This is a genomic window from Allobosea sp. Tri-44, from assembly GCF_004123845.1.
Classification (GTDB): Bacteria; Pseudomonadota; Alphaproteobacteria; order Rhizobiales; family Beijerinckiaceae; genus Allobosea.
In genome coordinates this window covers 65,021-77,040 of record NZ_NBDP01000064.1, presented here as the reverse complement: position 1 = coordinate 77,040, position 12,020 = coordinate 65,021, and the positions used below count along the sequence as shown (strand labels likewise).

The window sequence follows — 12,020 nt, the reverse complement described above, 5'->3', positions numbered from 1 at the left end:
TCCTGACGCGTCAACGCGACGGCTCGGTGCCGGCGAGCAGGCGATGAAACGCAGAAGGCGTCGCGCGCGAGCGCCAGGCGGCGATCAGCCTGTCAGCATTGACCTCGGGCCGAGACGCCGAATCCAGCTCGGCATCGTAGAGGCAGTAGCTGTGGATCTGGTGATAGTAGCGCCGGGCGTCGCCGACCTTCCGGTCGCCGCGCGCGATCTCGCGACGCTCCAGCTCGGCGAGATCGCAATGCAGGCCGACGAAGAAGACATCCTGCTCCGCGAGCAGATGCACCAGCCGCAACAGCCAGTCGCGGTTTTCCATGATGTGCTCGACGATCAGGTTGTTGCCGCAGTGGACATAGGCCAGCACCGACTGTTCGAAGCCTTCGAAGAAGGCGTCGCGCATCGTGGCCCACTGGAACTCGCCGCTACGGATGCGCGCCGTCGGCAGCACGCCGGCATCGCGTAGATGATCGATCGAGATGTGCCAGAACGGCTCCTCGATCCGGGCCTGGACGGCGCGCGCCAGCGAGGACTTGCCGCTGCTCGAGGCACCGTTGAGGAGGATGATCTTTCCTGGCGGGCGAACGGCGTCGGGCATGTCGATCCTCGGAAGAAGCGCTCAGCCGCGCTTCTGGCAGCTCTCGCAATAGAAGGTCGAGCGGCCCGACTGGACGAGCCGCTTGACCGGATGCCCGCAGCCTGGCGTGACGCAAGGGTCGCCCTCGCGGTCATAGACCTTGAAGCGATGCTGGAAATAGCCGAGCGAGCCGTCGGCATGGGCGAAGTCGCGCAGTGTCGAGCCGCCGGCGGCGATCGCCTCCTCCAGCACATCGCGGATGATCTGCGCCAGGAGATACGCCTTTTCGCGCGGCTTGCCGGTCGGCGTCGCCAGCGACCCAGCCTCGGCCTCCGGATGCAGGCCGGCGCGGAACAGCGCCTCGCAGACATAGATGTTGCCGAGGCCCGCGATCAGCCGCTGGTCGAGCAGGGCGGCCTTCAGCGGCGCGATCTTTCTGGAGAACAGCTTCGCCAGCAGCTCGCCGGAAAGCTCGTTGCCGAGCGGCTCGATGCCCATTCCGGCAAAGTGTTTGGAGGTTTCGAGGGCGGCGCGCGGTACGAGGTCCATGAAGCCGAAGCGGCGGACGTCGTTGTAGGTGACGCGCGCGCCCGAGCCGAGATGGAAGACGACATGATCGTGGATGAGGTGCCGGCCGATCTCGTTGTAATAGGCGCCGGGCTCGGTCGGTGGCGTGCCGGGCGCTTCGACGATGAAGCGCCCGCTCATGCCGAGATGCATCACGAGCGCCTGCCCATCGTCGAGATCGGCGATCAGGTACTTCGCCCGCCGCGACAGGGCTTCGATCCGCCGCCCGGTCAGGCGCTCGGTAAAGCGCTCGGGCAGGGGGAAGCGCAGATCGGGCCGGTTCTGCTCGATCCTGGCGAAGCGCTCGCCGAGCATGGCGGGTTCGAGCCCGCGCCGGACGGTTTCGACCTCGGGAAGTTCAGGCATGGCATCGGCTCTTCAGCATGCGTCGAGAGGGCCCGCGACAACGGCCCAGCCTTTCGCTATTCATCGCCTCACCCGAACACAAGAGCGGCCCAACCGTGACAGCAGCCTCCGACACCACCCATTTCGGCTTCGAGAACGTGCCGCTCGGCGAGAAGCAGGCCAAGGTGGACGATGTCTTCCACAAGGTCGCCGGCCGCTACGACCTGATGAACGACCTGATGTCGGCGGGCCTGCACCGCGCCTGGAAGGAGGCGCTGCTCACCGCGCTGAAGCCGCCGCGGGACCGGCCTTTCCACCATCTCGACGTTGCCGGAGGGACCGGCGACGTCGCCTTCAAGGTGTTGGAGGAGGGCGGACCGCAGACGCAGGTCACCGTGCTCGACATCAATGCCGAGATGCTGGCCGTTGGGCGCGAGCGGGCGCAGAAGCGCTTTCGCGACGACGACCGCATCCGTTTCGTCCAGGGCAATGCCGAGGAGCTGGCGCTACCGGACGCGTCCTTTGACGCCTATACGATCGCCTTTGGCATCCGGAACGTGCCGCGCATCGAGAAGGCGCTGGCCGAGGCCTATCGCGTGCTGAAGCGCGGCGGCCGCTTCCTCTGCCTCGAATTCAGCCATGTCGATGTGCCGCTGCTCGACAAGGTCTACGAGGCCTATTCCTTCAACGTCATCCCGCCGATGGGCCGGATGGTGACGGGGGAGGCCGAGCCCTACCAGTATCTCGTCGAGTCGATCCGCAAATTCCCGCGCCCGCAGGTCTTCGCCAACATGATCGCCGAGGCGGGTTTCCGCCGCGCCAGCTTCACGCCGATGACCGGCGGCGTCGTGGCGCTGCATTCCGGCTGGAAGCTGTGACTGCACCAGCCATGTCGACCAGCCGCCTCCCCGCATGATCTCTGCCCTCGCCCATCTCGCCCGCTCGGCACGGGTCGGCTTCGTGCTGGCGCGCGAAGGTGCGCTCGCCTTGGTCGATCCGTCCGTGCTGCCGCCGGCGGCGCGGGCGCTGATCGCGCTCGGCCGGCTGATCGAGCGCCGCGGCGCCGGCTCCTCCGCGACACGTCTTGCCGCGGCGTTGACGCGGCTCGGCCCGTCCTATGTCAAGTTCGGCCAGTTCCTGGCGACCCGGCCCGACGTCGTCGGCATGAAGATCGCCGAGGACCTCTCGGCGCTGCAGGACCGGATGGCGCCGTTCCCGATGGCGCAGGCGCGCGCCGCGATCGAGGCGGCCCATGGCAAGCCGGTCGAGGCGATCTTCGTCGACTTCAGCGAGCCGGTCGCGGCCGCCTCGATCGCGCAGGTTCACCGCGCGCGCCTCAAGGACGGCTCCGAGGTCGCCGTCAAGATTCTCCGGCCCGGCATCCGCGACCGCTTCCATCGCGACCTCGCTTCCATGCGCTTCGGCGCGCAATTGGCGGAAGCGCGTTCGCCCGAGGCGCGCCGCCTGCGCTTCGTCGCCATCGTCGAGACGCTGGCGCGGTCCGTCACCATGGAGATGGACCTGCGGCTGGAGGCGGCGGCGCTCTCGGAGTTCACCGAGAACACCAGGGAGGACGCCGATTTCCGCGTACCGGCGCCGGACTGGCAGCTGACCGCGCGCGAGATGTTGGTCGACGAATGGATCGACGGCATCCGCCTCTCCGATGTTGAGGCGCTGCGCGCCGCCGGTCACGACTTGGCCGGGCTCGGCCGCAACGTCATCCAGTCCTTCCTGAAGCATGCGATCCGCGACGGCTTCTTCCACGCCGACATGCATCCCGGAAATCTGTTCGTCGATGCGCAGGGCCGGCTGGTCGCGGTCGATGGCGGCATCATGGGCCGGCTCGGCCACAAGGAGCGGCGCTTCCTCGCCGAGATCCTGTTCGGTTTCATCACGCGCGATTACCGGCGCGTCGCCGAGGTGCATTTCGAGGCCGGGTATGTCCCGGCCCATCATTCGGTCGACGATTTCGCCCAGGCGATCCGCGCCGTCGGCGAGCCGATCCACGACAAGCGCGCCGACGAGATCTCGATGGCGAAGGTGCTGACGCTCCTGTTCGAGATCACCGGCCTGTTCGACATGGCGACGCGCACCGAGCTCGTCATGCTGCAGAAGACCATGGTGGTCGTCGAAGGCGTTGCCCGCACCCTCGATCCCCATCTCGACATGTGGACCACGGCCGAGCCGGTGGTGCGCGACTGGCTGACCCGCAATCTCGGCCCGATCGGCAAGCTCGAGGATGCCGGCCGCAGCGTGCGGACCCTGGCGGCGAGCCTCGCCAACCTGCCGGAAACGGTGGGCCGGGCCGAGCGTGTCCTCGGCCAGCTCGAGGATTCCTCGCGCCACGGCTTCTCGCTCGACGAGGCCAGCGTGCAGGCGATTGGCCGGGCGGAAGCAGCGCGCAATCGCTGGGGCAACTGGGCGCTCTGGCTGATCGCGGCGCTGTTGGCCTGGATGGTGTTTGTCGACTAGCGAGTCGGCAGCGCCGCAGCCGGCGATTGGAAACCATTTTAGCGGTTTCAGCTTTACAAGCGCCGACCCCTCGGGATTCCTTTAGGGCAAGGCCGGGGCTGACTTCGCATGATGGGCGCACGCGCCCGAGCGGCAGCAACCAAAGAGCCGATTCTTCAGGTTGCGTCGTTCAGGAGTCGCGTCATGTATCGCCTTCTCGGCATTCTGGCCTTTCTATGCGCGTCACTTGCTGGGCTTGCCTCGGCTCAGGCCAAGCTCGACGTCCGCGTCGATATCGTCGCCCAGCGCATGAGCGTTGCCACCAGTGATGGCGAGGTCCATAGCTGGGCGATCTCGTCTGGCCGCAAGGGCTTCCACTCGCCCAATGGCGTCTATCGCCCGACGCGGCTCGAGCGCAGCTGGTATTCCCGCAAATATGGTGGCGCGATGCCCCATGCGGTGTTCTTCCGCGGCGGCTATGCCATCCACGGCACCACTGCCGTCGGCGCACTTGGCCGCCCGGCCTCGCATGGCTGCATTCGCCTGCATCCCGCCAACGCCGCCAAGCTCTTTGCGTTGGTCAAGAAACACGGCGCCGGCAGCACCCGCATCGCGTTGAACGGCGCTGCGCCGGACAATCTCTCGCGCTTCGCCAAGGCGTCCTCCGGCTCCAAGCACAAGATCGCCAAGGCCAAGATCAAGACGCAAAAGGCGGTGCTGACCGCCAAGCAGCAGCGCCAGGGACCGGCCTGGGGCGAGGCGCGGGAGCAGATGCTGCTCAGGCCGGCGATCCCGGCCGGCGCGATCGGCTTCCAGCCGGTGACGGGGCCGGGCTGGCGCTAGATCGCGCCCGCCGCGATCCGCACCCAGCCTTTGAGCGTTTCGCCCGGCTGAAGCCGGGCGAGCGGCGAGACTTCGCGCACGATCTTTTCGCTCGGTGCGCCGGAGGCGTGGCTCTGTGGCTCGACGCAGAGGAAATCGGCGCCGGCCGGCGCCCAGACGACCGGGCAGCGCAGGCTCTCGCTCGCGCTCACGGTAATGGCGAGCCCGGTCGAGGGCGTCTCGATCCGGGCCGTCCCGCCCCAGCCCAGAAAGCTCCAGGCGCTCTCCGCGCCGGTGGCGAAGACGGGATTGTCGGCATAGGGGCCGCCATCGGCGAAGGCCTGCGTGCCGCTGGCGCGGAACAAGTCGCCGAAGATCAGCGCGCCCGTGGCGCTCATGCGCAGGCGCGTGTCGGCGGCGGAGGGAAACCAGGGATGCAGGCCCATGCCGAAGGGCAGGGCCTGGTCGGCCTCATTGGTCAGCGAGAGCACGACGGTCATACCGTTCTCGTCGAGCCGGATCTCCTGTTTTGCCAGGTAGCGATAGGGATCGGGGCCGGTATTACGCCGGTGCACCAGCACGGTATGGCCGGCGTCCTGCTGCTCGACCTGCCAGACGGACTGCCAGCCGAAGCCATGGATCGTGCCGGCAGGATTGTTGGGCGGTACGGTGAACCGGGTATGGCCGTCGTCGACCAGGCTGTCGAAGGCGCGGTTGGCGAAGGGCAGCATCGCCCAGGCGCCGAACTTGTTGGGTGTTTCTGTCTGTGGCGCGAGCCCGGCCGGTACGTGCAGGAGCGGGTGCGTTTCGCCGTCCGGCCCCTGCCAGTCGAGCGCGGCGATCATGCCGCCGGCTTCCGGGGCGACACAGGCCGAATAGCGGCCCGCCGAGAGAGTAAGCATTGTGGTGTCCTTCAGGCGATCTACGCTTTGCGGCGCCAGCGAGCGCCATGCTGACGCCGGAAGGCCGCGTTCTGCCTTCTTCGTCTCGATTGCGCTCGCCGACGCCATCGTCAAGAGCCTCGCGCTCAATGCAATCAGATCAGCCGCCGCCGGGCTTGACCCGGGGGCGCTGGCCGGGGAGATTCCCGGCCCCTTCGCTTCGCCTCGGCCGGGATATCGGATGAGGCATGCATCCCGCCGGAGCCTGCCATGCCGAAACCCCTGATCGCGCTCGACTGGGGCACGACGCGCGCTCGCGCCTTCCTGATCGGTGAGGATGGTACGGTGCAGGGCAAGCGCAGCGCCGATCGTGGCATCCAGTCGGTGCCGGCCGGCGGCTTTCCGGCTGCCTTCGCCGAGATTGCCGGAGAATTCCGCCGGGCGCGCCCGGATGCGACGGTGCTGCTCGCCGGCATGGTTGGCAGCCGCAATGGCTGGGTCGAGGCGCCCTATGTCGCTTGCCCGGCGAGCCCCGAGGCGATCGCCGCAGCCGGCTTGGCCGTCACGCTCGACGACGGCACGCAAGCGACCGTCCTGCCCGGCCTATCCTGTGATGAGGGCGCCTCTGACGTGATGCGCGGCGAGGAGACGCTGATCGTCGGCCTTGGCCTCACCGATGGCATCGCCTGCCTGCCCGGCACCCATTCGAAATGGGCGCAGGTTGAGGGCGGCCGCATCACCCGCTTCGCCAGCTTCATGACCGGCGAGGTCTATGGCCTCTTACGCGAGCATTCGATCCTGGCGCGGCTGGCGAGCGAGCCTGCGGGTGATGACGCGGCCGAAGGCGCTCGACGCGGGCTCGCCGCTGCGAAGCGGCCGGGAGGCCTGCTCAACGCCGCATTCCACGCGCGCAGCGATGTCCTCGGCGGGCGCATGGCTGGCGGCGCGGTCGGCTCCTATCTCTCCGCTTTGCTGGTGGCGCAGGAGATCGAAGGCGCCCGCGCCTTGTTCGGCGGCCTCGCCAATCTCCATCTCGTCGCCGATGGCGTTCTGGCACAGAGCTATGGCCGGGCGCTCGCGGCTGCCGGGCTGGATCATGCGCTGACTACGCCCGAGGACGCCTTCGTCGCTGGCGTGACCCGGCTCGCCACCGGGCTGCAGGCATGATCATCGTTTTTGGCTCGCTCAATGTCGATCTGGTGACGCCGGTCGATCGGTTGCCGGGTGCGGGCGAGACCGTCATGGGCCCCGGCTATGCCCTGCATCCCGGCGGCAAGGGCGCCAACCAGGCCTTGGCGGCCCGCCGTGCCGGCGCCGAGGTTACGCTGGTCGGCGCGGTCGGCCGCGACGGTTTCGCCGAGATCGCGCTCGGGCTCCTGGTCGAGGATGGTGTGGATCTTTCCAACGTCGTACGCACCGACGCGCCGACCGGCGCGGCCTTCATCGCCGTCGATGCCGATGGTGCCAACCAGATCGTGGTCGCGGCCGGCGCCAATGCGCTGGCGAAGGCCGATGCCGTCGAGGAGTTGAAGCCCGGCGAGGGCGATCTGCTGCTGCTCCAGCGCGAGGTACCCGAGAGCGAGTGCTTGCGCGCCGCGCAGGCGATGCGGACCGGCGGCGGCCGGGTGATCCTCAATCTTGCGCCGGCCGGGGAGCCGGCACCGGAGCTGCTGGCACTCACCGACATCCTGATCGTCAACGAGCACGAGGCCCTGGTCCTGGCTCGCTCGCTCGGCTGGGCCGAGAACGAGCCCGATGCGATCGCGCAGCGGATCGACGGCGAGCGTGGCATCGCCTGCATCGTCACCCTCGGCGCGGCCGGCGCCGTTGGCTGGTATGGCGGCGTCCGGCGTCGGCTCGAAGCGCCCGCCGTCGCGGCCGTCGACACCGTCGCGGCCGGTGACAGCTTCGTCGGGGCCTTCGCCGCGGCGCTGCAGGCCGGCTTGGGCTTCTCCGGAGCACTGCAACGCGGGCTCGCCGCCGGCTCGCTCGCCTGCACCGTTACCGGCGCCCAACCGAGCGTGCCGCGCCGCGAGGCGATCGAGGCGCTGGCCAGCAAGAGCTTTCTGTAGAATGCGGTTGGTTCGATTGACCGTCAGCTAAGCCTGATTTCGATCCGCGTAGCGGAACGTTGCCTGTAGTGGCTGTTTCGGTTCACGGATTTACGCTTGGTCAGCATCTTCGCCTGCAGCGTAGCCAACAGGGACACGCGAAGGGGAAGCCGGTCATGGCTCGGCCGATTGTCTGGTTCTTGGGCGTTGGCGGGCTGGCCTGCCTGCTCGCGCTAGGCTCTGCTGGCACCCTCGATAGGATGGCGCGGCAGGCGCCGGCTCTTGCCAATACCGGTGGTGCAAGCGAGCGCGCGCTAGCGAACGCTGAACGCGTGCTGACGGTGCATGCCGACTATCGCGGCCACTATGTCGTCCATCCGTCGATCGACAATTACCGTGTGAAGATGATGGTCGATACCGGCGCGAGCCTCATCGTGCTGACGGATGCCGATGCCCGGGCGCTCGGAGTCAGGCCTGATCGCGCCGCCTATTCAGTCGGGCTCAGCACCGCCAACGGGGTGGTACAAGGTGCGAGGACGACGCTGCGCGAGGTGCGGCTCGGCGACATCTCGGTGCGCGATGTCGAGGCCGTCGTGCTGCCCGCCGGCGCCCTGTCGATCAGTCTGCTGGGCACATCCTTCCTGCGCCGGCTGCGTGGCTACGAGGTCCAGGGCGGTCGCATGGTCCTGCGCGGCTGAGCCGCCTGCCCTCGGTTCCCAACCTCATGCCGATGAGCTATGCCCGCCTTGCGTCCTTGCCCTGTCATGCTCAGGCTGCATTCATGTAGCCTGTGGCCTGTCCGTTCCGCACGCGTCAGCTGCATGGTTTCCGCGCAGGCCTCATTGCCTGCGCTCCTCGAAAATGGATGGCCCGATGTTTCCGAAGCCCCTGCCCGAGCTCTTCCCGAACACCTTCGAGTATGAATCGCTGCCGATGGTGAAGCCGACCGGCTTTCGCGAATACGATGCGCGCTGGTTCTTCGGGAAAGAGCTCAACCTGATGGGCGTACAGGCCGTCGGCATGGGCCTGGGCACGCTGATCAAGCGCATGGGCGTCAAGCCCGAGATCGTCACCGCCCATGACTTCCGCAGCTATTCCTCCTCGATCAAGATGGCGCTGGTCACCGGCCTGATGGCGGCCGGCTGCAAGGTCCACGACATCGGGCTCGCAATGTCGCCCATGGCCTATTTCGCCCAGTTCGAACTCGACGTGCCTTGCGTCGCGATGGTTACCGCCTCGCACAACGACAATGGCTGGACCGGGATCAAGATGGGTGCGCAGCGCCCAGTCACCTTCGGCCCGGACGAGATGGGGCAGTTGCGCGATCTCGTGCTCGCCGGCGATTTCGACCTCTCCGGCGGCGGCTCTTATCAGTTCGTGCCCGACTTCCCGGCGCGCTACATCGCCGACCTGACCAACCGCCCGAAGATCAAGCGCAAGCTCAAGGTCATCGCCGCCTGCGGCAACGGCACGGCCGGCGCCTTCGCGCCGCAGATCCTGGAGGCGCTGGGCTGCGAGGTGATCCCGATGGATGCCGAGCTCGACCATACCTTCCCGCGCTATAATCCGAACCCCGAAGACATGAAGATGCTGCACGCCATGGCCGACGCCGTGAAGCAGCACGGCGCCGACGTCGCGCTCGGCTTTGACGGCGACGGCGACCGTTGCGGTGTCGTCGACAATCACGGCGAGGAGATCTTCGCCGACAAGATCGGTGTGATGCTGGCCCGCGACCTCGGCAGGCTCAATCCGGGCGCGCAGTTCGTCGTCGACGTCAAGTCGACCGGCCTGTTCTCGACCGATCCCGAATTGCAGCGGCTCGGCGTCAAGACCGACTACTGGAAGACCGGCCACTCCTATATCAAGCGCCGGGTCCGTGACCTCAACGCCCTTGCCGGCTTCGAGAAGTCCGGCCACTTCTTCTTCAACGCGCCGGTCGGCCGCGGCTATGACGATGGCGTCGTCACCGCGATCGCCGTGATCGACATGCTCGACCGCAATCCGGATAAGTCGATGGCCGAGCTCTACGCCGCCGTGCCCAAGACCTGGGGCACGCCGACCATGGCGGCCAAATGTGCCGACGAGATCAAATACGGCGTCAGCGACAAGATCACCAAGCGCATCGAGGCGATGAAGGCGGCGGGCGACAAGATCGCCGGCCAGGCGATCCGCGACGTCATCACCGTCAACGGCGTGCGCGTCGTCAACGAGGACGGCACCTGGGGCCTGGTCCGCGCTTCCTCGAACAAGCCGGAGCTAGTCGTGGTCTGCGAGAGCCCGGTCTCAGAGGCGCGCATGCGCGAGATGTTCAAGGCAATCGACGACGTGCTGCGCGAGAACCCGGAGGTTGGCGCCTACAACCAGACGATCTGATCGATGGCATTGCGGCCGGGGAGAAGATTTACTTCTTCACCGCCCCGGTCGCCGCGGCACTGCGGGCGCCCGCTTGTCCGCCAACCTCGCTGAAATAGCGCTGAGAGTCCCCGAGCTGGGCGCTTGGCTGGCAATCGGGCGTGCAGGAATAGCTCTCGCGCTCGAGGCCGCGCTGCACGGTCAGGATCGAGTCGCTTGCGGCGCCAACGCGCACGCTGGATTCCGCCAGCAGGGCGCCCGTGGCGTCGAGCGCGATCAGGTTGGTGACTCCGTAGCTTTTGCCGGTGACGACCATGACGCCGTTGGGCTGGACCGTGACATCGGCGATCGCCGGATTGCCGATGATCACCGTCTGGGCCCGCTCGGGCAACCGCAGCACTTTGGCATGATCGACCGTCACCGTAACGGCGTCGATTTTCGCGTCCCTGCCGACGTCGCCCTGGTTCTCCGGTCCTGGCGCCGGGACGAGCCTAGCCTGCGCGTGTGCGAGCTCGGCTGAAAAGCTCAAGCCTGCAGCGCCCGCAAATCCGGCGAAGACGAGCGCCAGGAAGGATTTGGAGAGCCGCGATCCCGGCATCGCAATGGACATGGTCCGCGCCCCAAGGTTTCGAATGGGGTGAGGTAAGCCGAAAATGATGAATGCATTCCTAAGATGGCGATTTGAGCGAGGTGCCCGCCGGCCCGACGGTCATTGAAGGTCGTTGGTGTGCAGTGAAAAACACAGATGTATGGCGGCATCGCTTCACCTGACGCAGCGTAATATTTTGGAGTTCCACGAAGTTATTTCAGATAAATTGGCAGTGTAGAAAGTTTTATACCGGTCGTTAACTACCGTTCCGCGATAAAAGCTCATTAACCATCAGGTGAAGGCCTATAAAATTCGGCGAATTATTCAGTCGCCTTAACCGATCTGCAAGGGGGGCTCTGTAGTGTCACTCCTGTCGCTGACCGAAGCCACCTAGAGCGAAGGCAGCAGTCAAACGTGGTGCAAAGGAGACTACCATGAAGAACCTGTTTGCGCGTTTCGCCAAGGACGAGTCGGGCGCCACTGCCATCGAGTACGGTCTGATCGCCGCTCTGATCGCGGTCGTCTGCATCACCGTCTGGGGCAGCATCGGCGGAAGCCTCAACACGAAGTTCACCGCGATCGACACGGCGCTCAAGAAGTAAGCGCTGGCTCGGCCGGTCATTTTTCAAACGGCACGAAGCGCCCTGGAGGCAATCCAGGGCGCTTCACGTTTTCCGATTGCAGTATCTGCTCTGCGCTCGAGTTGGTAAGCCTTTGGTGAGGCACCTGCAGCAAGATCGCGCGACTCCGCATGGGATCCCCGTGATGACGATACCGCTGCTTCTGATTCTCGTCGTCTTCCCGGCTGTCATGGCCTATGCCGCGGCCAGTGATATCGTGTCGATGACGATCTCGAACCGCCTTTGCCTGGTATTGGTTGCCAGCTTCGCCCTTTGTGCCGTCAGCGTAGGTCTAACATGGAACCAGCTGGGTTGGCATCTGGCTTCCGGCTTTCTCGTGCTGGCCGTTTGTTTTGGCTTCTTTGCGGCCGGCTGGATCGGCGGCGGCGACGCCAAGCTTGCCGCCGCGACTGCGCTTTGGTTCGGTTTCGATCAGTTGCTGCCCTACATTCTGATTTCTTCGTTCGCAGGCGGAGCACTTACTCTGGGGTTGCTCCAACTGAGAAAAATGCCGCTGCCGCGGCCTGCAATGAATTGGGATTGGGCGCAGCGCCTGCACGATAAGGATGAGGGCGTGCCCTATGGTGTGGCGCTTGCTTTCGCCGCGCTCATCGTGCTGCCGGATACGGCGATCTGGCGTGCCGCGATCGGTGCCTGAGAGGTTCGATCCTGCCCCGAAATGGCTGATCTGCGCAAAAAGATACCTCCGGTTAACCATAAGTTGACGATTCGAAGGTCACGATCCGGCTGAGGGTCGGCGTATGCCGGCCA

General features: G+C 66.3%; 13 protein-coding genes. 9 read left to right on the top strand and 4 right to left on the bottom strand.

Going from position 1 to position 12,020, the window contains the following annotated elements; translation table 11 throughout:
- Positions 1–10 precede the first annotated feature (10 nt).
- Positions 11–592 (bottom strand): chloramphenicol phosphotransferase CPT family protein, encoded by a 582-nt coding sequence (locus B6S44_RS28090; protein WP_129160245.1) that lies wholly within the window; start codon positions 590–592, stop codon positions 11–13.
- A gap of 21 nt (positions 593–613) precedes the next feature.
- On the bottom strand, positions 614–1,504 hold the full coding sequence (gene mutM, locus B6S44_RS28085) for a bifunctional DNA-formamidopyrimidine glycosylase/DNA-(apurinic or apyrimidinic site) lyase (RefSeq protein ID WP_129160243.1): 891 nt from the start codon (positions 1,502–1,504) through the stop codon (positions 614–616).
- Positions 1,505–1,599: 95 nt separating this feature from the next.
- Here mutM and ubiE point away from each other — a divergent pair, with 95 nt between their 5' ends.
- From ubiE to B6S44_RS28070, 3 genes are all read left to right on the top strand, one after another.
- Positions 1,600–2,361: a bifunctional demethylmenaquinone methyltransferase/2-methoxy-6-polyprenyl-1,4-benzoquinol methylase UbiE gene (ubiE, locus tag B6S44_RS28080; protein ID WP_248309805.1), complete on the top strand. Its 762-nt coding sequence runs from the start codon at positions 1,600–1,602 to the stop codon at positions 2,359–2,361.
- Between the two features lie 34 nt (positions 2,362–2,395).
- Entirely contained in the window at positions 2,396–3,955 is a 1,560-nt protein-coding gene (ubiB, locus tag B6S44_RS28075) for a 2-polyprenylphenol 6-hydroxylase (RefSeq protein WP_129160239.1), read from the top strand.
- A 183-nt stretch (positions 3,956–4,138) separates the two neighbouring features.
- Positions 4,139–4,777 carry a L,D-transpeptidase gene (locus B6S44_RS28070; RefSeq protein WP_164985997.1) on the top strand — a complete coding sequence of 213 codons (639 nt, stop codon included), beginning with the start codon at positions 4,139–4,141 and terminating at the stop codon, positions 4,775–4,777.
- Here the strand turns inward: B6S44_RS28070 and B6S44_RS28065 are convergent.
- Positions 4,774–5,658 (bottom strand): aldose epimerase family protein, encoded by an 885-nt coding sequence (locus B6S44_RS28065; protein WP_164985996.1) that lies wholly within the window; start codon positions 5,656–5,658, stop codon positions 4,774–4,776. The two genes, B6S44_RS28070 and B6S44_RS28065, sit on opposite strands and share 4 nt — an antisense overlap.
- Positions 5,659–5,907: 249 nt before the next feature.
- Here B6S44_RS28065 and B6S44_RS28060 point away from each other — a divergent pair, with 249 nt between their 5' ends.
- The 4 genes from B6S44_RS28060 (at position 5,908) to B6S44_RS28045 (ending at position 10,061) form a co-directional block, all read left to right on the top strand.
- Positions 5,908–6,804 carry a 2-dehydro-3-deoxygalactonokinase gene (locus B6S44_RS28060; RefSeq protein ID WP_129160233.1) on the top strand — a complete coding sequence of 299 codons (897 nt, stop codon included), beginning with the start codon at positions 5,908–5,910 and terminating at the stop codon, positions 6,802–6,804.
- A complete protein-coding gene (locus tag B6S44_RS28055; protein WP_129160231.1) occupies positions 6,801–7,709 on the top strand; it encodes a ribokinase in 909 nt (302 codons plus the stop codon). Before B6S44_RS28060 ends, B6S44_RS28055 begins: the two co-directional genes overlap by 4 nt.
- Positions 7,710–7,864: 155 nt before the next feature.
- The gene (locus tag B6S44_RS28050) at positions 7,865–8,386 is read left to right on the top strand and encodes a retropepsin-like aspartic protease family protein (RefSeq protein ID WP_129160229.1); all 522 of its coding nucleotides are present in this window, start codon (positions 7,865–7,867) and stop codon (positions 8,384–8,386) included.
- A 175-nt stretch (positions 8,387–8,561) separates the two neighbouring features.
- Positions 8,562–10,061: a phosphomannomutase/phosphoglucomutase gene (locus B6S44_RS28045; RefSeq protein ID WP_129160227.1), complete on the top strand. Its 1,500-nt coding sequence runs from the start codon at positions 8,562–8,564 to the stop codon at positions 10,059–10,061.
- A 28-nt stretch (positions 10,062–10,089) separates the two neighbouring features.
- Here B6S44_RS28045 and B6S44_RS28040 read toward each other — a convergent pair whose 3' ends face one another.
- The gene (locus B6S44_RS28040) at positions 10,090–10,650 is read right to left on the bottom strand and encodes a pilus assembly protein N-terminal domain-containing protein (RefSeq protein WP_248309804.1); all 561 of its coding nucleotides are present in this window, start codon (positions 10,648–10,650) and stop codon (positions 10,090–10,092) included.
- A gap of 413 nt (positions 10,651–11,063) precedes the next feature.
- Between B6S44_RS28040 and B6S44_RS28035 the strand changes: the two genes are divergently transcribed.
- The gene (locus tag B6S44_RS28035) at positions 11,064–11,231 is read left to right on the top strand and encodes a Flp family type IVb pilin (RefSeq protein WP_129160225.1); all 168 of its coding nucleotides are present in this window, start codon (positions 11,064–11,066) and stop codon (positions 11,229–11,231) included.
- A gap of 163 nt (positions 11,232–11,394) precedes the next feature.
- Positions 11,395–11,907 carry an A24 family peptidase gene (locus tag B6S44_RS28030; RefSeq protein WP_129160223.1) on the top strand — a complete coding sequence of 171 codons (513 nt, stop codon included), beginning with the start codon at positions 11,395–11,397 and terminating at the stop codon, positions 11,905–11,907.
- The last annotated feature ends 113 nt before the right edge of the window (positions 11,908–12,020 follow it).